Origin of the sequence: Nostoc sp., assembly GCF_036919895.1 — a bacterium.
Classification (GTDB): Bacteria; Cyanobacteriota; Cyanobacteriia; order Cyanobacteriales; family Nostocaceae; genus Nostoc.
Map to the genome: position 1 here is coordinate 124,622 of NZ_JBALBW010000037.1, position 26,991 is coordinate 151,612.

Sequence of the window (26,991 nt, forward strand, 5' to 3'; positions counted from 1 at the left end):
AAAATGAGATTTTTTCGACTTTTAACGCCATTATTGTTGGCAATTGTAGCTATTTTATGCTTTGCACCCGCAGCTTGGGCATTTTGTGGATTTTATGTAGCTAAAGCTGACACAAAACTGTATAACAAAGCTTCTCAGGTGGTAATTGCACGAGATGGCGATCGCACCGTCTTAACAATGGCAAATGATTTTCAAGGCGAAGTCAAAGATTTTGCAATGGTAGTACCAGTACCAACAGTGCTGCAAAAAGAGCAAGTTCGCGTCACTGAACCTAAGATTATCGAACGCCTAGATGCTTTTAGTGCGCCGCGATTGGTAGAGTATTTTGATTCAGATCCTTGTGCCCCAGTTTACCCTCAAGAGTTATCAGCACCAGCACCAGCAGCAGCGAGAATGGAGGCGGGAAGTGCAACAGGCGATCGCAGTTTGGGTGTAACAGTCGAAGCACGTTTCAACGTCGGCGAATATGACATCCTCATCCTTAGCGCTAAAGAATCTGGCGGACTAGAAACTTGGCTCAAACGCAATGGCTACAAAATCCCCAGAGGTGCGAAAGAGTTACTCAAACCCTACATCCGCTCCTCAATGAAATTCTTTGTTGCCAAAGTCAACTTAGATAAATTCGAGAAATCTGGCTACCAGTTCCTTCGTCCGCTACAAATTTCCTACCAGTCACCCAAGTTCATGCTGCCAATTCGTTTAGGCATGATCAATGCCACGACAGAGCAGGATTTGATTATCTACATCCTCTCGCCCCAAGGACAAGCAGAAATCACCAACTACCGGACGGTAAAAATCCCCTCCGACGCAAACGTTCCCTTGTTTGTCAAAGATAAATTTGGTGAATTTTACAAATCAATGTTTCAAACTGCTTACACCAAAGAAGACAGGAAAGTTGGTTTTTTGGAATACGCTTGGGATATGGGTAGTTGCGATCCCTGCTCTGCCGATCCTCTAACCCAAGAAGAACTCAAGCAAGCAGGCGTATTTTGGCTAGATGATAATTCTGGAAGTAATGTACCAGTATCTCCAAGCTTTCGTCGTCCCTCTCCTAGAAGCAGCGTCTTCATCTCCCGGTTGCATGTCCGCTATACCCGCGATAAATTCCCTGAAGACTTGATATTCCAACAAACTGCTAACAGTGAATCTTTCCAAGGGCGTTATGTTTTGCAACATCCGTTCCAAGGGGAATCCAAATGTCAGGCGGGTAGAGAATATAAGCGGTCTTTGCCCAAGCGTTTTGAACAAGAGGCGCAAACTCTGGCTAAACTAACCAACTGGAATATCCAAGACATTCGCAACAAAATGAAACTGAGTGTTGGTAATCTGACATATTCCTGGTGGGAAAATTTCTTTTCTTGGCTGGGATTATATTGAGGGGATTAGGGACTGGGGATTAGAGATTGGGGATTAGGGACTGGGGACTGGGGACTGGGGACTGGGAACTAGGGACTGGGGGCTAGGGGACAAAGAGAATTAAAGCCTCAGTCATCCTTTGAAATAGATTCATCTACCTCAAAGACTCAAATCTCCCAATCCCCACAGTCCCCAATCCCCAATCCCCAATCCCCAACATCTTTTTTTAAGGCGTTGTTATACGCAATACTAAGATATTCTTGCTTTCTTTCTGCCCCAAGATTGTCATGGCTCAATTCGATGAAGAGCTACGCCGCTTAGTTTCCGAAGCCTGTGGACACGCACTTGGAAGTCCTCAGCGTCAGAAGCTGCTCACGCAAATTATTCGCTTGACAGCAAATAGACTCTGGAGGGAAAGTACTCCCTACTATCAAGATGCACTACAACAAACTTGGTTGTATTTCTGCCGCAATGTTTGTGAAGGTTTGACAGGTCAAATCTACGATCCCTCCTATGGCAGTGTCATCACTTGGCTGAATGCTTACCTAAAAAGGAGACTACAAGACTTTTACATTAACCAGAACCGCGAACAAGCCACAACAGTCCCTCTTTGGATTCGTCAGTCTACATCGGGTGGAACAAGTGAAACAATCGATCCTATAGATAACCTTCCAGCTACTCCCCAAGCACCTCCCATTCTGGAAGACGTGGAGATATGGGCTAAGACCGATTCTGAAGGAGAACTGTGCCGTACTTGTATTAAAGGGCGACCAGATGTGAATTGTCAGGTGTTAATTCTTAAACGCCTACCCCCGGAAGTTAGCTGGAAAGAATTATCTGAGGAATTTGGGCTGTCAATTCCAACATTAAGCAGTTTTTATCAGCGTCAGTGTCTACCGCGCTTACGTAAATTTGCTGAATTGGAGGGATTGTTTTAAACAAGGAAGAAAGGGAGGTTCATTGCAGGTCAGAATGTAGAAATCCAACAAAGCCTTGATTGTGTGGGGTTTTCGTTCCTTAACCTTGTTCAAATAATTCATTTATTTGACAAGGGTAAGCAAATAGTGAAACAAGTTCTACCTGGCTGCGACTCAAATGAGAGCGTACCGTGATGACGATTTTCTACAATCCGGCGAACGGTTTCCAAACCGAGTCCTGAACCACGCCCCACTGATTTGGTAGTGAAGAAAGGTTCAAAAACACGGGTTTTAATTTCAGGTGGAATTCCACTACCAGAATCGATGATGTCAATATGAGCAAAGCGATCGCAATGGTGTGTTGTAATTTCCAGCAGTCCCTTACCATCCATTGCATCTATGGCGTTGTCAATTAAGTTTGTCCACACCTGATTCAGTTCGCTACCATAAGCAAAGATTTTAGGAATATGTCGATCGTAATTGCGTTCTACTTGGATGCCGCACTTGAGTTTATGAACAAATAATCGCAATGTATCTTCTAAACCTTGATGCACATTCACTTCTTGCTGAACGCCTTGATCGAGGTAAGTATAAGATTTCATGGCTTGCACAAGTTCGGAAATCCTCTCGGCTCCTCGCAAACCATGTTTAATCATTGATATGACTTCAAAGGAGAGCGATAGCCAGTGCAATCCGATTTCTCGCAATTCAGTCTCATCATTGCGCCAACGTTCCATCATCCGATCTAAGGTTTCGACCTCAACACCACCTTCTGCTAAAGGTTCTGCTAATTTCCATGCCTGCTTCACCCCATAGTCTTCTAACCATTCCAGCAAGACGCTTTCGCGATCGCTTAGTGTCACCGGATCGAGACGATTATTTAAAATCGCATCATAGCCCCGATCCCTCACTCTCAACCAGTCTTGAGTATGAGCTTCTTCAACGTTGCGTTGCCCATAAACTAAGTTCATTCGTTGTAGTTCTAGGATGGCAGAGGGCATTTCCCCTAAAGTCCGAACGAGGGCTGAGGCTGGATTGTTGAGTTCATGAGCTAAACCGGCGGCTAGTGTCCCTAAAGCTGCCATCTTTTCCCGCCCCCGAATAAAAGACTCTAGCCCTCGGACACGACGTTCCATAATGCGGAAGACCATCCGCTCAAAATCGCGACATTCATGGAGCAGTTTACGGAAATCTTCTCCCTCAATTCCATAAAGGTGGCAATTTGTCAATGCTCGCATTGTCACAGGTGCAGGTTCATCTGTGAGGACTGGAATTTCACCAAAAAAGGATGGGGCTTCGTGTTGCCCTATGGGAATTTCAACTCCTTCACTGCGGCGGGTGATGTTGATTTTACCTTTGACTAAGATAAATAAGCGACATGCAGAGTCTCCCTCATGGGCTAACACTTCTCCGGCGGAAAGTTCAACTGTTTGAGCGCGATCGCAAACCCACTGCAATCGCTCTTGAGGAAGCTGTTGAAACGGGTCTAAGTCGATCAATTCTTCAATACACAACATGAATTAACCTCCTTAATTTGTGCTGCTCCAGCTAAACATTGCTCAGGTAGCGGTGAACGAATTGAATGGCAATTGAACCTTCACCCACACCAGATGCCACCCGCTTAATTGATCCAGATCGCACATCTCCAGCGGCAAAGATGCCAGGAATGCTGGTTTCTAGTAAAAAAGGTGAGCGTTCCAAACCCCAACTTGGAGCAGACTTGCCATTGAGCATTAAGTCGGGGCCTGTGATGATAAACCCCTGAGCATCGCGTCGAATAACCCCATCGAGCCAATCAGTTTTGGGGATAGCACCGATAAAGATAAAAAGCGATCGCGCTGGCACGATTTCAGTTTGTCCAGTCTTGGCATGGGCGATCGCAATTTCTTCTAGATGTTCATCTCCCTTCACTTCCACAACGCTGCAACTGGTGCAAACTTGGATATTTGCAGTCGCCGCAATTTGGTCAATCAAGTATTGGGACATACTCAATGAAAGGGACTCACCCCGCACCAGCATAATCACTTTACTGGCATACTTAGAAAAATGCATTGCTGCTTGTCCGGCAGAATTTGCCCCGCCTACTAGGTAAACTTCCTCATTGCTACAGGCGATCGCCTCAGTCATGGCAGCACCATAATAAATTCCGGCTCCTGTTAGCTTCTCGGCTCCTGGGACATTTAGCCAACGATAGGAAACACCGGTTGCAACTAAAAGTGCATGGCAACTAATCTCACTACCATCTGCTAATTGCAGAACCCGATAAGGATCTTGCAGCTTAACTCCGGTTACTACTTGAGGAGTAAGAATTTCTACTCCAAATCGCCGCGCCTGAGTGACTCCCCGCCTGGCCAAATCGCTGCCGCTCAAACCAACAGGAAATCCCAAATAGTTTTCAATGCGCGAACTTGTACCTGCTTGCCCCCCTGGAGCCTCACGCTCAATTAAGACCGTACTCAATCCCTCAGAAGCGCCATAGACTGCGGCTGCTAATCCCGCAGGGCCAGCACCCACGATCGCCAAGTCATAAAATGGGCGCTCTGCATGGGTTTGCAGTCCAATTTTGGCAGCAATCTCTAAATTAGATGGTTGGATTAATCGAGAACCATCGGGAAACAGCACCAAGGGCAATTGCTGTCTACCATCAGCTTCTGCGTATTCTACTAATTTTGCTGCATCCGGCTCCAGTTCAATATCCAACCACTTGTAGGGAATCTGATTACGCGCCAGGAAGTCTTTTACCTGATGGGAAAAAGGCGACCAGCGATTACCAATGACTCGAATCCCTTCAAAGGGTGGGCGGAATCCAGCTAGCCAGTCATCTAGCAAATCATCCAAAATCGGATATAGTCGCTCTTCTGGTGGATTCCAGGGCTTAAGTAAGTAGTAATCAAGTTTGGCACTATTAATTGACTTAATGGCAGCATCGGTATCTGCATAGGCAGTCAGCAAAGCACGTTTTGCATCAGGAAAGATGTTTTTTGCCTGTTCAAGGAACTCCACACCTCCCATCTGCGGCATTCTTTGATCCACCAAAAATAGAGCAACTGCTTCATTCCGTAATTTGAGTTGCTGCACCGCATCCAGAGCGGTAATACCAGAATCTGCTCGAACAATACGGAAGCGATCGCCATACTGATGCCGCAAGTCTCGTGACACTGCTTGCAAAACTTCTGGATCGTCATCGACGGTTAAAATAGCAGGTTTCGCCATAACTACTGTTACTTAACAATTGCAGTGCCTAGCTGTTATCTTCAAAAATCTGTCGTCAAAATATTTACTGTTTAACCAGTTGTTTTAAACGAAAGTATGCTTCTTCTGGTGTCAGTGCTTCTGATTGACTTTCATTTGGTATATAAAATACCCAGGTATCAGGAAAGTAATGCACTACAAAACTGGGAATCAGACCCAAGCCTACTGCTTGCTTTCCGAGTTTCTCAGCTTGTTCTTCTAAACTCAGTTGGTCATGAAATGGATGTCCAGCCATAATTTTTCATCTCCCTGCACTTTATTTGACCCTGGAAGAACGTTCAATACCCGCATTGCACGAATCACCTTTAAGTGATTCACCATGTTCTAGAATAAGCTTGAGAATATTTTGGTATTAGACCTAAATAATTTCAAATATGCTTTTGTAGAGAATCATAAAGCTATTTAGGTCATTCAGGGTAACTGAAATTGGATTGGATAAGGGAGCTTAGTGGGATAAATGGAGTTTCTAGTTGCCCAAAGTTTGGGTATTTACGGGGCTAAAAGGGTTGAAACCTTTTATGCTTCCAGGATTATAGAGATTTTTTAACTCGCAGTTATATACAAGTATTCTCAAGTAAGTTATTATTCTCATGGTAATTTAATAGTAATTATAGCTAATAAGGTTATCCATGCTTTTTCCCTTCTTGATCATGTTCCGAGAGGGCGTTGAAGCTGCGCTTGTCGTGGGCATCATTGCCAGTTATCTCAAGCAAACTGGACGTACCCATTTGATGAAGTCAGTTTGGATTGGTATCGCCCTAGCGACTTGTCTTTGTCTTACTGCTGGGATTATTTTGCAAATAACCAGTCAGGAGTTTCCGCAGAAAGAACAGGAACTATTTGAAGCGGTAATTTCCATCGTCGCAGTTGGGGTTCTCACTTGGATGGTTTTCTGGATGCGCCGTGCTGCTCGTTCTATCAAAGGCGAGTTACACTCTCAAATTGAAACTGCCATTCAGTCGGGGGATAAATGGGGTACTGCACTAGTGTGGATGGCATTCTTTGCAGTACTGCGGGAAGGTCTGGAAACAGTAGTATTTTTGCTGGCGACGTTTCAGCAAAATTTGGGAATTCAAGCTCCCGTGGGGGCATTGTTTGGATATGCAGCTGCCCTAGCCGTCGGTGTAGGCATCTATCAAGGTGGTATCCGCATCAACTTGAAGCGATTTTTTAAATGGACAGGAGCCTTTATTATCCTGGTTGCTGCTGGACTCTTAGCAAGTGGGGTGAGAGCTTTCCATGAAGCCGGAGTGTGGAATTTACTACAAACAGTGGTATTCGATGCTAGCGGGGTACTTCCCAAGAACGGGTTTATTGGTTCACTTTTGGCAGGATTTTTTGGCTATAACGATGCCCCGACTGTCAGCGAGGCGATCGCCTATTTTGGCTATCTAATTCCTACTATGTCGGTGTTCTTCTTAGGGAATAACGCTGGACAGAAGACTACAGTAAGGCATTCTTAACTACTTCAATAATTTTTAGGAAAATACAAGAATGAAAAATGTTTTAAAGTACTCAACAATTATCTGTCTAATTGCCTTGACAGTAGCTGCCTGTGAATCCAACAAATCAAGCGATACTTCCACGAATAGTTCTCCAGAAGCTAAGGTAGCCAGTGATACTTCTACTAAAAATTCTACAGAAACTGCTTTGACTGTAACAGATAAAGGTTGCGAACCCAATCAGCTGACACTAACATCTGGGGAAAACAACTTTGTGCTTACCAACAAAAGCAGCCAACCTTTGGAGTGGGAGATTTTATCTGGGGTGAAAGTCATTGAGGAAAAGGAAAATATTGCTCCTGGCTTCGTTCAAAAACTCAAAACCAATCTCGAACCGGGTGAATATGACATGGCTTGCGGTTTACGCAGCAACCCCAAAGGGAAACTCACTGTAAAAGCAGGAGTTGGAAATTCTCAAGCTAAGGGGACTGTAGATCAAGGTCAATTAGTCGGTGCGATCGCAGAATATAAAGTCTACGTCACTAAAGAAACTGACCAACTGGTGGCAGACAACAAGACTTTCACCGATGCCGTGATTGCTGGCGACCTTGCCAAAGCTCAGAAACTCTATGCCCCAACCCATGCCCACTGGGAACGCGCCGAACCGATAGCTGAACTTTTCTCCGACCTCGATAAAACGATGGATTCCCGTGCTGATGACTTTGCCAAAAAAGAGGCTGACCCACAATTCACTGGATACCATCGCCTAGAGAAAGCTTTATTCCAGGACAAAACGACAAAAGGCATGAAACCTTTTGCCGAAAAGCTACAAAAAGATGGACTGGAACTGCAAAAACGCATTGCTACCTTGACCATTGAACCAAAAAATATGGTTGGCGGTGCTGCTGACTTGATTGAAGAAGTGGCTGCTACCAAAATTTCTGGAGAAGAAGACCGTTACAGCCATACTGACCTCTGGGACTTCAGCGCTAATGTCGATGGTTCCCAAAAGATTGTGGAGTTATTGCGCCCCGTCATCCAAAAAGCCAACCCAGAACTACTGGCGCGTGTGGATGCAAATTTCGCCAAAGTTGACCAAGGACTTGCTAAATACAAAACCCCTGATGGTGGTTTTGTTAAGTACGACAAGGTGAGTGAAGCAGACAAGAAAAACATGAAAACAGCGATCGCTGCTCTTTCTGAAGATTTGGCTCAACTGCGCGGTACTTTGGGCGTTAATTAATTGATCGAGAACTTCTAGAGGAGTAAATTATGTCCATTACAAAGCAACCAAGTTTACGCATTACTCCCAAGCTAGGCCGTCGTGACTTGTTAATTGGCATGGCAGCAGCAGGGGGAATAGCAGCTTTAACAACTTTGGGTTTTCGGACTCTTATGGGAACACCTCTTGACCCATACGAAGAGGTCGTGCCGTTCTTTGGACTTCACCAAGCAGGTATTCTTACCCCTACTCCTGCTTCGGGGCTAATGGTTGCATTTGATACAACTGCTACAAATAAAGCAGATTTAGTCCGCTTATTCAAAACTTTAACTGAGCGCATTCAGTTTCTCATGGCAGGGGGAACACCCAAACCCCGCGACCCCAAATTTCCCCCCAGTGATTCGGGGATTATGGGCCCAAAGATTGCTCCCAATAACCTGACAATCACCCTAGCTGTGGGTAACTCACTGTTCGATAACCGCTTTGGACTCAGTAACTTGAAACCCAAGCGGTTAGATCCGATGGCCAGTTTTCCTAATGACGAACTTGACCCAGATTTGTGTCATGGGGATATACTGTTGCAATTCTGTGCAAATACTGAAGAATCGAATCTCCACGCTTTACGCGATATCATTAAGAACTTGCCTGGACTGATAACTTTGCGTTGGCAAATAACGGGATTTCTACCGCCGAATACCCACAAAAAACAAGGCAAATCTACGGTGCGTAATTTGCTTGGTTTTAAAGATGGTACGGCAAATTTAGATGCTGGCGATGACAAATTGATGGATCGGATTGTCTGGGTACAGCCAAACAGTGGAGAACCCGCTTGGACAGTAGGGGGAAGCTATCAAGTAGTACGAGTGATCCGTAACTTAGTCGAACGCTGGGATCGCACACCACTACAAGAACAAGAGACAATTATTGGACGCATTAAGGATTCTGGCGCACCTTTGGGGATGAACCGTGAGAAAGATATTCCCAATTACGAGCGAGACCCTAAAGGTAAACAAATTCCTCTTGATGCTCATATCCGCCTTGCTAATCCTCGCAAATCAGAGTCGAGTTTGATTTTGCGGCGTGGTTTCAATTATTCACGGGGGTTTGACAAAGCTGGACAGTTAAATATGGGTTTGTTGTTTGTCTGTTTTCAGGCTGACCTAGAGAAAGGCTTTGTTACCGTGCAAAATCGCTTGATTGGCGAACCTTTGGAGGAGTATATTCGCCCCATTGGTGGTGGATATTTCTTCGCGTTACCTGGCGTTAAAGCTGAAGGAGGTTATCTCGGTCAGTCATTACTAGAAGCATCAACGGTTTAGATTTATTGACATTTTCTTTTTGCTGTTCAGTCACACCCAAATTGTGAATCACTAAAAATTATGGAATAGCTCTAATATTCGCTGTCGGACTCGCTCTATAACTAATCCTGACTCAGCAGATAACCCATCAAATCACATCTCATATATCAATGGTATGCCCAACTCTAACTCTTCTAAAAGTGGACGCTGGCTAAATACATCTTGTGGTTTGCCTTCTACTATTAGTCGCCCTTTATCCATGACAAAAACCCAATCTGCTCACCGATAGACTAAATCCAAATCATGGATTGCCATTCCTAAAGTAGTTCTATACTGATGATTTTTTTATGGTTGCTATTAATGCCCGTTGTGTCGGATGTTGTAGTGCTTTTGCACTAAACCGGTTTAAAATCGTGTCTGCTTCTGTCGTACCTAATCGCAGTGCAGTAGCAATAAATTATAGCTTTTTCAAAAACTTTACTACAGTCATAATTATCATAACCCTTTCTTTCCTTTCTTTTTCCTGTAAATCTTCTGTTAGTAGAAACGTAGAACAGGCAAAAGCAGATGATCAACCTAAGCCTCAAGCAAATCTCGTCTATAGTGATTTAATCATTAAAGAACAATCAGATTATCTGATGATTCCTGTTACTGTTCTAGAGCGGAATGAAGAACAAGGAATTGATTTAAGCTTTTCATCACGTTCTTATGAAAAAAACAACCAATTCGCCAATATTATTTTTTATCATAAACAAGATGGTGAAGCTCATCTTTTATTAAAGAAAAAAGCCATTATCACCTCCTTCGATTTATTGGAAGTAAAAGCGGTAAACAAGCCAAATACAAGATTTTGGTTGTACAAAATAATTGACCAGGACACAAATACAGATGAAAAGCTCAACAGCGAAGATGCTACTATTGGTTATCTTTCTGATTTATCAGGTAAGCAACTCCAGCAAATTACCCCAAATAATACTCGAATAATTAGTTGGGTTGTTGTTCCAAGTCAAAATGCAATTTTTATAAAAATCATCAAAGACTCGGATAATGACAAAAAATTTACAAAGCAAGACAAAACAAATTTTGTTAGAGTTAACCTTGATAAAATCGGTATGGGAACTGAGATAATTAGCGACCAAATCGAGCAAGAACTTAAATCATATATTTTAAAATAAGTTTGCTCGTAGTAAAGGCTTAATATCGTGTTCGGATAATTAGTTATGATTCTCACAGTTATTGCACCTCAGATTTGCAAAATTGGGATGCTCCCCAGGGAACGTTGGGGTTCTTGGGGTTTGAGAAGTAATTAAGCGGACACGATCGCAAGCCTTTACTACAAACCTTTAATTATTCACACACTTACTGAGACAAAACCCAATCGCCTAAAAGTTGGTTTACTCTATCAGGTATTTCATCATGGGGACAATGACCGGCTGTTAAGAAATGTTCTGTGAGTTCAGGATAATATTGACGAAACTTTTGAGAACGTTCTCTAGCATTCATCCAAGGATCGGCTTCTCCCCACAGCATCAACAAAGGACAAGTTAATTGCTTTAGTAGCACATCAACTTTTTCCCCTTGAGGAGTGCTAAAAACTGAAACAAACACATCCAACGCACCAGGATCGTCAGCAGGGCGAGAAATTTCTTCTACTAATTGGTCTGTAATGGCACTTTTGTCAAGATAAACTTTTTCTAGGGTTTGGCGAATTACCCAGCGTTGTCGCACGTACTGAAATAATAAAAACTGGGCTAAAGGTTGTTGAAAAATCCACTTAGTGCAGTCACCAAGAAGTTTCTGCAAATTAGCCGATTGTTTGGGAGCCTGAATTTCTGATTGTAAAGCTTCAGGTTCAGATGTGGGTTGGCTTTCGCTAAATGGCCCTGCACTATTGAGCAAAACTAAACCAGCCGCACTTTCGGGATGTTGCGCTGCAATACACAAGCTAGCGTAGCCACCAAGGGAATTACCCGCTAATACTGCTTTTTGACCAATTACTTCAGTAATAAAATCATGAAGTTGGTCGCGCCACAAGTCGCCACTGTACTGCAATTTTGGTTTTGCCGATCGCCCGAATCCCAAAAGATCGATCGCAAATACTTCAAAGTCTTGACACAATCCTGTGATATTCTTGCGCCAGTGGTCTGTGGAAGCACCAAATCCATGTACCAAAAGCAAAGGCGGACGTTGCGATTGCTTCTCTCCCGCACGCACATAGTAAACATTGTGCCCGCGCCACTGCCAATATTTACCAGGAATTGGGTTTTTAGAGGGGGCTGTAGTTGCCTGCATGATTTAAAGAAGTGTTAAGTAGCTTTTAATAATTGTAGGGCAGAGGAGCAGAGGGGGTAATTTTTGACTTTTGACCCTTGAGCCTTGACTCTTGACGGGTTAGTGGGATGTAAATAGTGGTTTTTCTTGCTCAATCCTTACAATTAAAAAAAATAAATGCTTTCGGTTTCTTTCTTAAGAAAGATGATTTAAATTTATTAACCTATCTTAGGGCAAATAGAATAAAACTCAAGTTAGACGATAAGATATGTGAGCAAGTAAAAATCACTTTACTAAGAGTCAAATATATGTTTAGCATCCTTTGGGGTATTGTTGTTGTACTGGTTGCTTTTTGGGCATTAGGATTAACACTTCATATTGCTGGAAATTTAATTCATGCAGTGTTACTTATAGCTATTGGGCTTGCCATTTACAATTTTTTTAAAGCCCGTGATGTGTGAGAATTTGGTCAATATGTAGTGATAATAAAGACTGAAATCCTTGCTTTAAAAGGATTGAGCAAGGAAAATCACTAATGATTATTGACACATGACAAATGACAAATTGATTACAGGTAAAACTAAACTACTAGGGGTAATTGGACATCCGGTGGAACATTCGCTGTCGCCACTGATGCATAATGCAGCGATCGCTAATTTAGGATTAGATTACGTTTATCTTCCCTTTCCCATTGCACCAGAGAATTTAGAAGTAGCGATCGCAGGCTTTGCCGCTATTGGGGTTGTCGGCTTTAGTGTTACAATCCCCCACAAACAGGCAATTATGCCCCTCCTGTCAGAAATTACCCCTCTTGCCCAAACCATAGGGGCAGTAAATACTGTTAGTCGTCAAAATAATCAATGGGTGGGGACAAACACCGATATAGAAGGATTTATCGCTCCTTTGCAGACAACCTATAAGCAAGATTGGAGTCAGAAAGTAGCGGTAATTTTAGGCAATGGTGGCGCAGCTAGAGCAGTTGTAGCAGGTTGTCACCAATTAGGTTTTGCCAAAATTCTTGTTGTTGGGCGGAATATGCAGAGATTACAAGAATTCCGCCATAGTTGGAGTAATTCACCCATCGCGGAGAATTTGCAAGTTCATCAATGGGAGGAAGTTGCAAAGCTAATTCCCCAAGCTAATCTGCTGGTAAACACAACCCCCATAGGGATGTATCCCAACGTTGACGAGTCGCCTTTGAGTGGAGAAGAAATAGCAGATTTACCAACAGGTGCGATCGCTTACGATTTAATATATATCCCTAAACCGACGCAATTTCTAGAGCAAGCTGAAAAACAAGGTGCAATTGCCATCAATGGCTTAGAAATGCTAGTCCAGCAAGGGGTAGCAGCCTTAAAAATTTGGTTGCAGCAGGAAAATGTACCTGTAGAAGTGATGCGCCAAGCTTTATTAAATCATCTGGGTTTAGGGAAATAAGGTATTCCAAAACTAATGCACCCATTTTCTCGCATTTCTGATTCTCAGATTAGGCTAGATGATTTGGGTGCTGGGGCATGATTAAAGTCAAAACCACACCTTATTTCGGATTTACATTTTGGTGCTATATAGTTGCTAGGAATAAGTAACACATCGTCTTGCTTAATTTATCCTTAAGTTATGGCGAAAAAAAGTTAATTCAGCTTTGTATAAATTACATTGAAAATTAAGTAATATCTTGTAATCATACTCATGGCTGTTGTGCGATCGCTTCTTTCCATTCTCTGCCCTGCTATAGCAAAGATAATAATCTCTACTTGCCTGAAAAATGCCTCATCAGAGAAGGCGGTTGGAGAAGATATAGTAGACAAGCTTAAAAATTTTATTTCTAATCCTAGTGACCAAGAGAAGACACAAAGAAGTCTTGAAAAGATTGCCAAGCAGATAGTAGAAAAGATGCAGCCTATTTTCGACCTGGAAGCCGTAAGCATCAGCCAAAACAGCCGCACGGCGATTCAATTAGAAATTGCAGAAACATTGCGTCGGGCTGAGGTGACGAGTGAGTTGCTGATGAGTTTTAGTCTGGATGTAAAATCGTTAACGCTAAATCTTCGTAATGCTTATCCAGAAACTTGCAAACACTTTAACCGCAATGAAACTGCTCTCTATGAGCGGATGTTAGAAGAAGTAAGCAGAGGCATCATCGAAGTAGCACCACAATTGGAAGGTTTTACACTTGCTGCAACTACAGAGAGTTTGCAGCGACTAGAAGAAATTATTGAGCATCTCCAGACATCGCAAGAACAGTCTCAACGAGACAAAAATGAGTTTGAGAGGAAATATCGACAAGTCATCATCCGCCAACTAGATCGGATGGAGATGTTTGGTTTGCCGCGAATGGATACCCTAACTGCTCAACAAAGCCTCAGCAAAGCCTACGTTACCTTATCAGCAATACAGCACGGGCGAGAGGAGCAAAATCAACAGGCAGAAATTATCAGTAGAAGCCTAACGGAGGAAATAGCAGTTCACGTTCAGCAGGAGAAAATCACCAGTTTACGCACATCTCCAGTAGACGAAACCCTTGCTACCTGCCGACGGATAGTAATTCGGGGTGGGGCTGGTGCTGGTAAAAGTACACTTCTCCAGTGGCTAGCTGTGCGTGCTGCCAAGCAAGACTTTCCACCCGCCTTAGAGTCTTGGAATCGATTGATACCATTTTTTATTCGGCTAAGGTCTTTAGTAGATAAAGGTTTCCCCACACCGGAAGAATTTCCAAAACTCATTGCTCGTAATATTGCTGATACGATGCCCAAGGGGTGGGTACATCAATGCCTTGAGACAGGATATGCATTGGTATTGATTGATGGGGTGGATGAACTGCCACGAAACCAGCGTCAAGATTTTTTGAATGCCCTTGCTGACTTGGTGACAGACTTTCCCTATGCGCGTTACGTTGTCACATCACGTCCTGCTGGGCTAAAGGATGGTCAAGGGGAAAAGTGGCAGGACTGGGAAACTTGGACAGAGCAAGCACAATTTCTAAATCTGTCACTACAGTCCATGAGTCCTACTGATATCGAGCAGTTTATTGCTCAGTGGCATAAGGCTCTAGCAGCTGCTCGTCGTCCAGAAGATGAACAGATTAATTTGCAGAGTAGGGCAACCGACCTAAAACGTCTGTTGCATCAACGTCCTGAGTTGCGGCGACTGGCAACCACACCATTGTTGTGTGCGATGATTTGTGCGCTATATCGAGAGCGTGGTGAAAATCTGCCTACAGAACGTATCAAGCTTTACCAAGAGTGCATTGATATGCTGTTGAACAGCCGCGATCGCGGACGGAAAATCAAACTCGACCTTGACGAGTCTTACCCAGGTGGTCTGTCCGACAGTCAGAAAATGGCTTTGATCCAATCCTTTGCTTATTGGATGATGGAAAATAATTATTCTGACGTTGAAATAGACAGAGTTGATGCACACTTTACCCGTCGCTTACCAGTGATGAACCTTCCCAAGGAAGTTACTGGGAAACAGATACGCGCTCTATTTGTGGAAAGAGTAGCACTTTTGCGGGAACCATCTGTTGGGAAAATTGATTTTGCACACCGCACCTTTCAAGAGTTTCTCGCTGCACAGGCAGCACTTAATGAAGATAGTGTTAATGTACTATTGAAACATGCCGACAATGACCAATGGCGTGAGGCAATTATTGTTGCTGCGGGTCTAGGTCGCCCAAGAGAGCGTAAAGAATTGCTTGAAAAGCTGCTCAAGATGGGTAACGAAATGCCAGATAAAGGCCATTATTTGCATTTGCTGGCGGTGGCGTGTTTGGAAACAACCGTAGAAGTTGACCCTCAGATACGTGCTGAAGTCCTTAAACAAGCTGAGGCGTTGTTGCCTCCCAAAGATGATGACGAGGTGATAATGGTTGCGAGGGCTGGGGATGCGATCGCACCTTTGCTTGCTCCTAAGCCAAACTATTCTCATGGGGAAACTGCTCTGTGTATACAGGCGCTAGCCAAGATTGGTAGTTCCGCTGCTATGGAAATTTTGACTGATTATGCAAAAGATAGTCGTTATGACTTAAGTAAAGAATTAGGTAGAGCTTGGGATGCTTTTGACCGTGATACTTATGCTCAGAAGGTACTATCTCATACTAACAAAGTATATATCCCTACTCTCGTTTCATCAGAAGGATTTGAGCATCTTAAGCATGTTAAAGAGTTAACTATAGAAAAGCTGTCTTTAAAAGATTTGAGTCTACTACAAAAACTTACCAATATCACTAAATTAAGAATATCCGAAGCAGATGAAATCTGTGATTTAAGTCCATTAGCAGAACTTCCCACACTGAATCACTTATCATTAGGTAGGTATTTCCAAGAAGAAATTTTTAATTGTGATATCAACACGTTAGCATTTCTTTATAATCTGAATTATCTCAGCTTAAGTGGTATCAGAACTAATGACATTAGCATATTGTGCAATCTTTCTAGCCTCTCTAGCCTTATTTTAGGACAATCCGAAATAAGGGATTTTAGCCCTTTAGCGAAGATGCAGAATTTAGTTAGCTTGATAATTTTTAATATAGATGAAGATATAGATTGTCAGTTTCTAAAGACTATGACCCAGCTTACCACTCTTGGTCTAGCGACAACAGGTATCAGCGATCTAGGTTTACTAGCTAACCTTACTAATCTAGAAAAGTTAGATATTATAGAAAATGAGATTAGTGATTTCAGTCCACTTGCCAATATTTATAAACTAACTTCACTGAGTATAGGAACAGTAATTTTCGAGGGTGTAGGTGCATTGGGATCATCTGGACAAATTAGCGTTATTAATTCTTTAGAAAAACTTTCTAACCTGAAAAATTTAAGCCTTTATCAAACACAAGTACAAGATATTAGTCCACTTGCTTCTCTTTCTAATCTTACCAATTTAATGCTTAATAATAATAAAATTAATGATCTTAGTGCCTTAGCAAACCTTCCCAATCTTGTCAGCCTAACTATAGCCGAAGCAGGTGTCACTGATATTAGTCCCCTTGCTAATTGCCATAGTTTACGTAAACTATGTTTAGGTAAAGAGAACCTTTTTAGAAGTAGTTTCTTTTCTTCAAAAATGCCTGTTAGCGACCTAAGTCCGCTTGCTAACCTTCCTAATCTTACGGAATTAGTTTTAGGAGATACAGACGTTACCGACCTTAGCCCATTAGAAGGATTACCCAACCTTAAAATTGAAATCGATAAAGATTAGTAACATTCAGAAAAAACTGCAAATGGCAAAAGATGTACTTTTTAGTAATTATTCGTTCAGCTTATACCTTCACTACTACTTTGACCAGCGCCAATTGTAGCGATTTGATTCGTAGATGGCTTGAATTTTATACTCCGGGCCTTTATAGAAGCACACGACGCAATTGGTAGAGGAGCTATTGCGATCGCTAATTTTATCAACCTGAAAAACCATACAGGCAAAGCATTCCTGCACACAGGGTTCATCTTCTTGTACTCATTCGTACAGTGCATTGGAAACTTCAATGCGATCGCCTAATCTCAGCTTTAGTGTATCCTCAAAGTAAGAATACTTATTAAAGTAATATGACTTGACATGATTTAACTATTGCCAACCGTAGCATTGGCGGATAGATTGTACTTCTTTGGAGTCGTTATTACCGCGCTTTAATTTATGTTTACTAAACCCAAAATACTTTTATCATGGCTTGTATTATTACTAAGTTTTGCAAGCTTATTTCTCAGTTCTTGGATTATTCTTCCGGCTCCAAATATGTTTTTACTCACCCTAGCAGTAGGAGCGCCAGAAGTTAGCCCTTGGTTATTTTTATTAAATTCACTCTCTTTATTACTTTCTTTTTTCTACATCCGTCGCCGTAAAATACGGCGTTTATCTTTCATTTTCAGCTTAATAGGATTGCTAATTTGTGCATGGGTGCTAGTGAATATCCCACCAACTCAAATACAGATGGATAAAGCGATGAAACAAGGTTTGGGCACAAATTATCTAGAGCAAATTCCTGCCCAAGTAAGGGCTAAAATGCAAACCCATCCCTTTAACTTAGTTAATTTTTTCGGGGGTATTCCATTAGGTAAAACCCGTCATCAAAAAGATATTATCTTTGCTTCTCCTGCGGGAGTGCCTTTAAAAATGGAAGTTTACCAACCCCCAGAGGTGGGGAAATATCCAGCAGTGGTAGTAATTTATGGTGGAGCTTGGCAATATGGCAATCCTCATGCCAATTCTGAGTTTAATCAATATATTGCTAATCGTGGATATACAGTATTTGCAATTGACTATCGACACGCACCTAAATATCAGTTTCCAACTCAGTTAGATGATGTGCGTACAGCCTTAAATTTTATTCGCAAACATGCAGCAGCTTATGAAGCCGATCCAGAACGCATGGTACTTATAGGACGTTCTGCGGGAGCGCACCTAGCAATGCTAGCGGCTTATCAACCAGATGCACCACCTATTCGGGCTGTAGTCAACTATTACGGCCCTGTTAACTTACCTGGAGGATACAAAACACCACCATTCCCCGATCCTATCAACACCCGCGCTGTTTTAAAAGCATTTATGGGTGGTTCTTTAGAGGAATTGCCTAATCAATATCAAATTGCTTCACCGATAAATTATCTAACGCACCCTTTACCGCCAACTTTATTAATTTACGGTAGTCGTGACAATTTGGTAGAAGCGCGATTTGGCAGAAAGATGTATGAAAGTTTACAGGACTCTGGTAATACTGCGGTTTTTATACAAATTCCTTGGGCAGAACACGCTTTTGATGCCGTTTTCAACGGTGTGAGCAATCAATTAGCGTTGTATCATACTGAGAGGTTTTTAGCTTGGGCGTTGTTTAAGCAATAATTTCATTAACATACAGCAGCAATCAGAGCATAAAGGCTCATTAACGAGTATCAAAGACTGATTATAGCGGTTCTCGTTTACGTGAGGTACACCCGTAGGGGCACGGCAGTGCCCATTGGTGTCAACTTAAGCAAAAAGTCAGCATAAGATAAGATGTAATCTAAGAATATCTGGTTTGATGTTCTTAGTGATACATCATGAGTACAAAACGTCCAGCGAAAAAAGGAAACCCAGACCTGCGGCAACAAAAACATTTACCAGCGCCGCCGATCGAACGAATTGAGAAAGAGATATTTTCATTGCTATCTCCCCTCAGCTTTAAACCTTTGAAGTCGGATGAAAACGAAGAAAAGAAAACTGATGAAATTATATCTATGGGAGAGTATCGCTCTAACCCTTGCCAGCGCTAAGTGCGTTTAGTTTCTGTTTTGTGGGGTTAAACTTGGTATTACTATCTGACAGTTCCTTATCTTGTGGAACATCAAAAACTGTTTGGACTAGTCAAAACTAGGCGTAAGCGCCATCGTGAGATTGACGCTTACACCCAGCAAATTTGGGCAAAATCCTCTTAAGTTGACACCAATGGGCACTGCTGTGCCCCTACGGGTATACCTCACGTAAACGAGAACTTGAATAACTCCTAACTTTTAAACCTTTCCTGCCACAACCGAGTCTTTCTTCAAAAGTTCCACTGCTGCTTGATATTGCAGATCCGCTTCAGTACCAATCTGTTCGCGGTTAATTGGATCTTGGGAAATCACTTTATCTGGCTTAATGCCTAGTTTGTTAATATCCCGGTGTTGAGGAGTTTCATACTTAGCAATTGTGACTGCCAAGCCGGAACCATCTGATAGCTCAAATAAAGATTGAATTAAGCCCTTGCCAAAGGTGGTTTCGCCTACCAGTTGAGCGCGACCATTATCTTGAAGTGCGCCGGCGAGAATTTCACTCGCACTGGCAGTTCCTTGATTCACTAAAATAACCAGAGGATCGTTTGTTAGGGATGCCCCAGAGGCTTCAAAACTACCCTGAATGCCTTGTCGATTTACCGTGTAGACGATAGTACCAGAGTCTAACCACAAACGAGCGATTTCAATTCCTGATTGCAATAACCCCCCAGGATTATTTCGTAAATCTAGAATGTAGGCAGCAGCACCTTTTTTTTCTAGACTAGAAATAGCGTGTGCCAATTCCGTTGAAGCGTTGGCATTAAATTGTGTAAGACGTAGATAGCCAATGGGTGTACCTTCAGCAGAAACACGCAAATCTGAAACCACAGGGTTAAGAGCAATGCGATCGCGTGTTAGTCTGATTTCCGTTTCTGGCTCTCCGTCCCGTTCAATCAGGAGAGTAACAAGGCTGCCACTAGGGCCCCGCATTTTAGTTGCAGCTTCATCTAGGGTAAGATTTTTTGTGGGAACGCCTTCAATTTTAAGAATGCGATCGCGTGGTCTAATTCCCGCTTTATCTGCTGGTGAACCCACTATAGGAGCCACTACTTCTAGTTTCCCACTCTCAGCATTCAGGGCAATTTGCAATCCTACTCCAGTCAATTCCCCAGAAGTATTAACTTGTAAGCTGCGGTACTGCTCCGGGTCTAAAAAGCGGGTAAAAGGGTCATCAAGACTCTTAAGCATCTTCCCAATTGCCGCATAACTAGCATTTGAGTCTGTCAGAGGCTTCTCTAGAACCTTTTGTCGCACAGCCGCCCAGTTCTGATGATTAAAAGTCTCATCTAGATAAGTGCGATTAACAATTCGCCAAACTTCCGAAACCAGCTTTTGTTCGCCGGTCAAAGCGATCGCAGGCTGGGTAAGCGTACCAAACGCCAACCAAAACGCGATTAACAACGAAAATCCAACCCGAAAGACTTGTTTGTTCATGAACCCCATTATCAATTCCACCTCAACCCAAATTGCCTAGAAATGCTCAGTTGCCCTGTTGTTGATGAAATCTATCTCTCGATTATGTTACTTTTTTTATAGAAGTGGTGCATTTCTCTCATCAAGTTGTTCAGTCAACTGATGCGTTGTATCCACTCACGAGAGGATAAAATCTACTTTGTGTCCACCATTTTGTGTGCAGGGGCGTAAAGAGATCGCAATATATTCCTTCTTTACAGAGTGTAAAGTTTCTGAAGACTCTTAGCACGCTGACATCTGACAAGCAAACGAAAAAACTCGCCTTTACTAAAATCCCAAAATTGCTAATTGGGAGAGAAGTTATAAGAGGCGGCTGATGAAAAGTTCATAGACAATTCTGTTGCTATTCTAGTTTGCGGCAACCCCTTGGGTGAATCCGCAGGATGCCGAGGCTTGGAATCATCAGAATTTTAGCCGCCAATTTTAAAACTTCGGGATTTATCAACCGCAACCGACTTTTAGGAACTTGAGATTGTATGGCCAACGTTTCCGACTGGTTTGAGGAACGCCTGGAGATTCAGGCACTCGCTGAAGACGTTACTAGCAAGTACGTCCCTCCCCACGTCAACATTTTCTACTGTCTGGGTGGAATTACCCTGGTTTGCTTTCTCATCCAGTTTGCCACTGGATTTGCCATGACGTTCTACTACAGGCCAACAGTCACTGAAGCTTTCTCTTCAGTGGAGTACATCATGAATGAAGTAAGCTTCGGTTGGCTAATTCGCTCCATCCATCGCTGGTCTGCCAGCATGATGGTATTGATGATGATTTTGCACACCTTCCGGGTTTATCTGACTGGTGGTTTCAAAAAGCCCCGCGAACTGACCTGGATAAGTGGTGTGATCCTGGCTGTAATTACAGTTTCCTTTGGAGTCACAGGCTATTCCTTACCTTGGGATCAAATTGGCTACTGGGCTGTGAAAATTGTTAGCGGTGTACCAGAAGCAATTCCCGTAGTTGGCGTTCTGATTTCCGACCTGCTGCGAGGCGGTTCAAGTGTTGGTCAAGCAACACTAACTCGTTACTACAGCGCCCACACCTTTGTACTACCTTGGTTGATTGCAGTCTTCATGCTGTTTCACTTCTTGATGATCCGCAAGCAAGGCATTTCCGGGCCTTTGTAATCTCAGTTATTAGTGAAAGGCAAGATTTGTCAGTTTTCAGATAAAGTTATTTGTTCTAAACTTATGAAACCAATAAATTTAATTGCACATAAGTTCCAACAAACAAACCCTTGTGTCTGAAGCCTAAAGCTGTAAATTCCCTCCAGGCGGCTGACCGGAGATCGACAAAACTCCGCTTCCCGCCTGCTAGGGTTGCCTAGTAGCTGATAGCTTTCACAAATGCTTTAATTTAACTTAAGCAGGAGAGCATATTTCAAAATGGCAACACAAAAAAAACCCGATCTGAGCGATCCTCAGTTAAGAGCAAAACTCGCTAAAGGCATGGGTCACAACTACTATGGTGAACCCGCTTGGCCTAATGACTTACTTTATGTCTTTCCAATCGTGATCATGGGTTCCTTCGCGGCAATTGTGGCTCTAGCTGTGCTAGATCCCGCGATGACCGGTGAACCAGCAAATCCTTTTGCTACACCATTGGAAATTTTGCCAGAGTGGTACTTATATCCAGTCTTCCAAATTTTGCGATCGCTTCCTAACAAACTTTTGGGAGTGTTAGCAATGGGTTCTGTACCAGTAGGACTAATTCTCATTCCCTTTATTGAGAATGTCAACAAGTTCCAAAACCCTTTCCGCCGTCCAGTCGCAACCACAGTCTTCCTCTTTGGTACTCTTGTCACCCTGTGGCTAGGTATTGGTGCTGCCTTGCCATTGGATAAATCTTTGACCTTGGGACTATTTTAAATTAGTCACCACAAAGTGCTTTGACGCCTGTGAGTTTCAAGAGTATATACAGATGTGCTTTTGAAATAAATCTACAGGCGTCAATTTTAACAATATAGAATTCATTAATCCTAGCCTCTTCTCTACAAGAGGCTAAGATTAATGAGTCATCAGCCAAAGGCCATTGGTGTCAACTTCAGGTAAAATTCTTGACTTAAACAAGCTTTGAGAGATTATCTTGTTCCCAGTCTTCGACTGAGAATGCCTAATGGGAAGGCTGCGCCTAAAGACTTGCGCTAAAGTCATCAAATATAAACATTTTTCACTTAATTAACGTAAGTTGCTAGTTACAATCCTCAAAATGCCAAAATCGTCGATGTTTTGTATTTTGGTACACAAAATATCTAAATTTAAATTTTTCTATATCGGAGAAATTTGGCGAATAGTGCAAAATTTAATAACTAGCAACTTAGGTTTATTTATATTTAAGTCACAGTTAATGTTTACTATAGTGCAGCAAGACCATCTGAAGGTTAAGAGCGAACTCAGTCTCCTAAACCAGGTGCAAGAATGGTTCGAGCAATTTTGTCTGCAACATTTGTCTCAACTTGGCTGGTCAAAAACCCAACTAGATCGGCTCAATTTAGCATTAGCAGAAGGTTTTACTAACGCTGTTCGTCACGCTCATCATGCTTTACCCCCGGAAACAACCATTGAGATTAACGTTTATCTATGGATTGACCGACTAGAGATTAGAATTTGGGATTATGGAAAACCTTTCGATCCTGATGCGATCGCAGAACCAGCCCCAGGTACTCTACAAGTAGGTGGCTATGGATGGTTTCTCCTCCGGCGGTTGGCAGACCGTGTTATATACGAACGTGGTGGAGATGGTAGAAATTGCCTTCTCATCGTCAAATACTCTGTAGAAGCACAAAAGTAAAAGTTAAGTTGATTCACTTACTTGAAAACACTTGAAAACAAAAACATCAGAAGAAGGGGTTTCTGCTCGAATATGTAGTTACTTGACTGATAAAAGTATACTTCTTTTCAATAGTCTTTGACTTGGAGTAATATATTTTTTACGTAAAATTGCGTAGTGATTATGATTTTTTTGTAAAATCTCAAAGAATGTTTTTGTATAAAAATAATTAGTGAATACAGTAAACATAGCATTCGAGTTACACTAGATCCCTTGTTAAGATTTGTCAGCAGTGTTGAGAGCCTGAATTTTTGTTCTCCAACAAGTGCCATTCAGTGCTTACAGAGATAGAGAGAACAGGGGACAAATATGACTAAGACAGCCCTAATTACAGGAATAACTGGTCAAGATGGCTACTATCTCAGCCATTTGCTTCTTAACCGTGGTTATCGAGTTGTCGGATTAGTACCTCCGCATCGACAACCTAATTTGACAAAGCTGGGAACACTGGCAAATCAAGTAGAAATTTTTACGGTTGACTTGAGAGATAATGCAGCGCTGTTGACCGCAGTTGAACAGTTGCGTCCCCAAGAAATTTACAATTTGGCGGCTCCCAGTTTTGTCCCAGACTCCTGGAACGACCCATTGGGAACCCTAGATTTGATCACAGGTACGGCTACCAGACTTTTAGAAGCAGTGCGAGAGGTAGGTTTATCTACCAGATTTTATCAAGCCAGCAGTTCAGAAATGTTTGGCGATGTATTTATTTCGCCACAAGACGAAGAAACGCCTTTTCGTCCCAAAAATCCTTATGCTGCGGCGAAGATGCACGCCCACTGGACAATGGTGCATCACAGACAGCGCTATGGACTATTTGCCTGTAGTGGGATTTTATATAACCATGAATCTCCTTTACGCGCACCTCAGTTTGTAACCCGAAAAGTTTCTTTGGCAGCCGCATCGATAAAATTGGGTTTAACTAACACCTTAGAAATGGGTAATTTAGATGCCAAACGCGATTGGGGATTTGCAGGAGATTACGTAGAAGCAATGTGGCTGATGTTGCAAGTGGATGAACCTGAAGAATATGTGATTGGCACTGGAAAACTGCACAGTGTTAGAGATTTAGTTGCCACAGCCTTTGAGTCTGTCGGATTGGATTGGACGCACCATATAGTTTTAAATACCAGCTTATTGCGACAAGACGAGCATTTTCAATTAGTCGCTAACCCCACTAAAGCTAAAATAAACCTTGGCTGGGAACCCCAAGTCAGCTTTGAACAACTTTTAGAAAAAATGGTAAAAACAGATTTAGAGCGGTTACAAAGCGGTGCGATCGCGCCCTTAACCCAAGTATAAATAACCTAATATTATGCACATCACTAAAGTGACAGAAAATCTCAAGGTAGGTGATAAAGTCAATCAAAGAACTAACCATGTCTTCGTGTTTTTAGAAATTTTTGCCCACGAGGGTGGTATCCAATCATATATAAAAGATATTTTCCGCGCCTATCTGGAATTGAGCCAAGTTTACAAGGCAGAAGTCTTTTTGCTGCGAGATAGCGCTGATAGATTAAATTTGTTTGAAGACGAGAACTTAAAATTTCATTACTTTAAAAATCAGTCTCCTCATTTGGGGAGACTGCAAATGGCAACAGCTTTACTTAAGTGTTTATTGCAAAATCGTCCGCAGCAAGTTTTCTGCGGTCACATTAACTTAGCAGTATTAATCCAAACCCTTTGTCAACCCTTGGGGATTCCTTACACCGTACTAACTTATGGCAAAGAAGTCTGGGAACCTCTGAAAAATCAAGAACGTCGCGCCCTGACATCAGCAGATAGAATTTTGACAATTAGTCGCTACAGCCGCGATCGCGCTTGTCTTGCCAATGGTCTAAACCCCAAAATGGTAGAGATGATGCCTTGTGCAATTGATGGAGATAAATTTACTCCTGGTTCCAAGCAGCCAGAATTAGTTCAAAAATATGGTTTCACTGATTCTAAGGTGTTAATGACAGTAGCACGCTTATGGTCAGGGGATCTTTACAAGGGTGTAGATGTCACGATTCGGGCACTACCACAAATTGCTCAGGTTTTCCCAGAAGTGAAATATTTAGTAATTGGTCGCGGTGATGACCAACCGCGATTGGCACAGTTAGCTGCATATTTAGGTGTGAGCGATCGCGTCGTCTTTGCTGGTTTCGTTGCCACAGAAGAATTAATGGAACATTATCGCCTTGCTGATGCCTATATCATGCCTTCACAAGAAGGCTTTGGCATTGTCTATCTAGAAGCAATGGCTTGTGGAGTGCCGGTGTTATCCGGTGATGACGATGGCTCGGCTGACCCCTTACAGGATGGTAAACTGGGATGGCGAGTACCACACCGCAATCCCGATGCTGTCGCAGCAGCTTGTATAGAAATGCTTCAAGGGGATGACCAGCGATGTAATGGAGAGTGGCTCCGAGAACAGGCGATCGCTTTGTTTGGCATAAATGCCTTCCAACAGCACTTGCAAAAAATGCTTCTATCCTCAATTATCAAGTCAAAATGACAAGTGACCAATAACAAATGACTAAAATCGCTATCCTAGAAGGAGAGCAGGACGACATTTAAAAAATGAGCTTTAAGTCATTTCAATTGAATCTTTTAAATCTCCGGCCTTGGCTTACCCTACTGGCACTTGTTTGGTTGCTGGCATCATTAGGCTTGGGTTGGTTGGTTAAATCCTTGGTAATTATTGTCGGGTTGCTATTTTTAGCACCTATTGTGGCTTTTTTTGGGTTCCGTTGGTGGCTGCAACGCAACTTGGTCGCTGACCAGTGTCCCGTCTGTGGATACGAATTTACAGGTTTAAATAACAGTCAGTTACAGTGTCCTAACTGTGGGGAGTCGCTGTTAGTGCAAAATAGTCATTTTCTCCGTTTCACACCAGAAGGCACAATTGATGTCACTGCTATCGAAGTTCCAGCTAAATCACTGGAAGATTAGTCATTTGTCATTGTCTTTTACAAATGACTACTTATTTCTTTGTGAGATTGAGAGGGTGTAGCTAGACTGCTGCTCGGATAGTTCGCCCACATAGACCGAGTATTTTCCTGTTTTCCAGTAACCAGAAAGTTCTGGCTTGCCTCCAGAGTAGCTATCTGGCATTACACAAAAGCGCCCTCCGGGCCCGTCTATCAACAGCGTTGGCTTCCCTTGACTCTCTACTGTTAACCGTAAATAAGGTAGTGACTCTGTAACCTGGATAACTTGACTAGGTTCAGTGGTAATATTGCCACAATTACTTTTGACAGTTCCCCCAGACTTTCCGTTTAAAACTAGTGGATCTGGTTGGGAATTCCGATTAATTTGGACTGTTGGTGTCTGTGCCAAATTAGCCTCAGTGAAAACCAAACTCATCGCCAAAGCTGTGGGAACAATTGCAAGTAGCCGAAGCGTTTTCATTTTAATTAATGCTCCAGATTTTTTAGAGCAATATTGTTATACAGTCTAATTTTATAGACGACAGCAATGCGCCTTGGTTCCAAAAGCTACCGTATAACCTAATACCATTAACTTTAAGATTGTTTGTGAAGATGCAATCTGGAGATGCTGCAAAACAACATCTCCACCTCAGTCATGCAAATTATCTCATCTAAGATCGTTAGTGGCGATCGCTTGTCCACCAAAATATTTAACCACCAGTATAATAAGCATCACTTAAGA

General features: G+C 42.5%; 23 protein-coding genes and 1 pseudogene. 18 read left to right on the top strand and 6 right to left on the bottom strand.

The window, feature by feature from the left end; genetic code table 11:
* Positions 1-3 precede the first annotated feature (3 nt).
* Together V7K55_RS07120 and V7K55_RS07125 are read left to right on the top strand one after the other, a co-directional pair.
* Positions 4-1,377 (top strand): DUF2330 domain-containing protein, encoded by a 1,374-nt coding sequence (locus V7K55_RS07120; protein WP_334829601.1) that lies wholly within the window; start codon positions 4-6, stop codon positions 1,375-1,377.
* A 266-nt stretch (positions 1,378-1,643) separates the two neighbouring features.
* Positions 1,644-2,294: a sigma-70 family RNA polymerase sigma factor gene (locus V7K55_RS07125; RefSeq protein ID WP_334829603.1), complete on the top strand. Its 651-nt coding sequence runs from the start codon at positions 1,644-1,646 to the stop codon at positions 2,292-2,294.
* Positions 2,295-2,392: 98 nt separating this feature from the next.
* Here the strand turns inward: V7K55_RS07125 and V7K55_RS07130 are convergent, their stop codons facing one another.
* From V7K55_RS07130 to V7K55_RS07140, 3 genes are all read right to left on the bottom strand, one after another.
* A complete protein-coding gene (locus V7K55_RS07130) occupies positions 2,393-3,790 on the bottom strand; it encodes an ATP-binding protein (protein WP_334829605.1) in 1,398 nt (465 codons plus the stop codon).
* Between the two features lie 31 nt (positions 3,791-3,821).
* On the bottom strand, positions 3,822-5,486 hold the full coding sequence (locus tag V7K55_RS07135) for an FAD-dependent oxidoreductase (RefSeq protein WP_334829607.1): 1,665 nt from the start codon (positions 5,484-5,486) through the stop codon (positions 3,822-3,824).
* Positions 5,487-5,550: 64 nt separating this feature from the next.
* The gene (locus V7K55_RS07140; protein ID WP_334829609.1) at positions 5,551-5,760 is read right to left on the bottom strand and encodes a hypothetical protein; all 210 of its coding nucleotides are present in this window, start codon (positions 5,758-5,760) and stop codon (positions 5,551-5,553) included.
* 394 nt (positions 5,761-6,154) lie between these two features.
* On the opposite strand from V7K55_RS07140, the gene efeU reads away from it, so the two are divergent.
* The 4 genes from efeU (at position 6,155) to V7K55_RS07165 (ending at position 10,662) form a co-directional block, all read left to right on the top strand.
* Positions 6,155-6,988, top strand: a complete 834-nt coding sequence (gene efeU / locus V7K55_RS07145) for an iron uptake transporter permease EfeU (RefSeq protein ID WP_334829610.1) — start codon at positions 6,155-6,157, stop codon at positions 6,986-6,988.
* A gap of 31 nt (positions 6,989-7,019) precedes the next feature.
* The gene (efeO, locus tag V7K55_RS07150) at positions 7,020-8,210 is read left to right on the top strand and encodes an iron uptake system protein EfeO (protein ID WP_334829612.1); all 1,191 of its coding nucleotides are present in this window, start codon (positions 7,020-7,022) and stop codon (positions 8,208-8,210) included.
* Between the two features lie 29 nt (positions 8,211-8,239).
* Positions 8,240-9,508: an iron uptake transporter deferrochelatase/peroxidase subunit gene (gene efeB, locus V7K55_RS07155; RefSeq protein ID WP_334829614.1), complete on the top strand. Its 1,269-nt coding sequence runs from the start codon at positions 8,240-8,242 to the stop codon at positions 9,506-9,508.
* A gap of 326 nt (positions 9,509-9,834) precedes the next feature.
* Positions 9,835-10,662, top strand: coding sequence for a hypothetical protein (locus V7K55_RS07165; protein ID WP_334829616.1), 828 nt, complete (start codon positions 9,835-9,837; stop codon positions 10,660-10,662).
* Between the two features lie 184 nt (positions 10,663-10,846).
* Here V7K55_RS07165 and V7K55_RS07170 read toward each other — a convergent pair whose 3' ends face one another.
* Positions 10,847-11,779, bottom strand: a complete 933-nt coding sequence (locus V7K55_RS07170; RefSeq protein ID WP_334829618.1) for an alpha/beta fold hydrolase — start codon at positions 11,777-11,779, stop codon at positions 10,847-10,849.
* Positions 11,780-11,895: 116 nt separating this feature from the next.
* Between V7K55_RS07170 and V7K55_RS07175 the strand changes: the two genes are divergently transcribed.
* The 6 genes and pseudogenes from V7K55_RS07175 to V7K55_RS27485 form a co-directional block, all read left to right on the top strand.
* Positions 11,896-12,219, top strand: coding sequence for a lmo0937 family membrane protein (locus V7K55_RS07175; RefSeq protein WP_334829620.1), 324 nt, complete (start codon positions 11,896-11,898; stop codon positions 12,217-12,219).
* 88 nt (positions 12,220-12,307) lie between these two features.
* Positions 12,308-13,195 carry a shikimate dehydrogenase gene (locus tag V7K55_RS07180; protein WP_334829622.1) on the top strand — a complete coding sequence of 296 codons (888 nt, stop codon included), beginning with the start codon at positions 12,308-12,310 and terminating at the stop codon, positions 13,193-13,195.
* 252 nt (positions 13,196-13,447) lie between these two features.
* Positions 13,448-16,957 carry an NACHT N-terminal Helical domain 1-containing protein gene (locus V7K55_RS07185; protein WP_334829624.1) on the top strand — a complete coding sequence of 1,170 codons (3,510 nt, stop codon included), beginning with the start codon at positions 13,448-13,450 and terminating at the stop codon, positions 16,955-16,957.
* 120 nt (positions 16,958-17,077) lie between these two features.
* Positions 17,078-17,254, top strand: coding sequence for a hypothetical protein (locus V7K55_RS07190; protein ID WP_334829626.1), 177 nt, complete (start codon positions 17,078-17,080; stop codon positions 17,252-17,254).
* Between the two features lie 135 nt (positions 17,255-17,389).
* Positions 17,390-18,592 (top strand): alpha/beta hydrolase, encoded by a 1,203-nt coding sequence (locus tag V7K55_RS07195; protein WP_334829628.1) that lies wholly within the window; start codon positions 17,390-17,392, stop codon positions 18,590-18,592.
* A gap of 197 nt (positions 18,593-18,789) precedes the next feature.
* Positions 18,790-18,969 (top strand): annotated as a pseudogene (locus tag V7K55_RS27485) (IS4 family transposase); the annotation flags it as partial.
* 270 nt (positions 18,970-19,239) lie between these two features.
* On the opposite strand, the gene ctpA reads toward V7K55_RS27485, so the two are convergent.
* Positions 19,240-20,484, bottom strand: coding sequence for a carboxyl-terminal processing protease CtpA (gene ctpA, locus V7K55_RS07205; protein WP_334829630.1), 1,245 nt, complete (start codon positions 20,482-20,484; stop codon positions 19,240-19,242).
* 506 nt (positions 20,485-20,990) lie between these two features.
* Here ctpA and petB point away from each other — a divergent pair.
* The 6 genes from petB to V7K55_RS07235 all read left to right on the top strand — a co-directional run bounded on the left by petB (position 20,991) and on the right by V7K55_RS07235 (position 26,271).
* Entirely contained in the window at positions 20,991-21,638 is a 648-nt protein-coding gene (petB, locus tag V7K55_RS07210; RefSeq protein ID WP_100900603.1) for a cytochrome b6, read from the top strand.
* A gap of 258 nt (positions 21,639-21,896) precedes the next feature.
* Positions 21,897-22,379 carry a cytochrome b6-f complex subunit IV gene (gene petD / locus V7K55_RS07215; RefSeq protein WP_094332659.1) on the top strand — a complete coding sequence of 161 codons (483 nt, stop codon included), beginning with the start codon at positions 21,897-21,899 and terminating at the stop codon, positions 22,377-22,379.
* 478 nt (positions 22,380-22,857) lie between these two features.
* Positions 22,858-23,301 (top strand): ATP-binding protein, encoded by a 444-nt coding sequence (locus V7K55_RS07220; protein WP_334829632.1) that lies wholly within the window; start codon positions 22,858-22,860, stop codon positions 23,299-23,301.
* A gap of 348 nt (positions 23,302-23,649) precedes the next feature.
* Entirely contained in the window at positions 23,650-24,639 is a 990-nt protein-coding gene (locus tag V7K55_RS07225; protein ID WP_334829634.1) for a GDP-mannose 4,6-dehydratase, read from the top strand.
* A 13-nt stretch (positions 24,640-24,652) separates the two neighbouring features.
* On the top strand, positions 24,653-25,834 hold the full coding sequence (locus tag V7K55_RS07230; RefSeq protein ID WP_334829636.1) for a glycosyltransferase: 1,182 nt from the start codon (positions 24,653-24,655) through the stop codon (positions 25,832-25,834).
* 65 nt (positions 25,835-25,899) lie between these two features.
* Positions 25,900-26,271: a hypothetical protein gene (locus tag V7K55_RS07235; RefSeq protein ID WP_334829638.1), complete on the top strand. Its 372-nt coding sequence runs from the start codon at positions 25,900-25,902 to the stop codon at positions 26,269-26,271.
* 27 nt (positions 26,272-26,298) lie between these two features.
* Here the strand turns inward: V7K55_RS07235 and V7K55_RS07240 are convergent, their stop codons facing one another.
* Positions 26,299-26,730: a hypothetical protein gene (locus tag V7K55_RS07240; protein ID WP_334829640.1), complete on the bottom strand. Its 432-nt coding sequence runs from the start codon at positions 26,728-26,730 to the stop codon at positions 26,299-26,301.
* Positions 26,731-26,991: the final 261 nt, after the last annotated feature.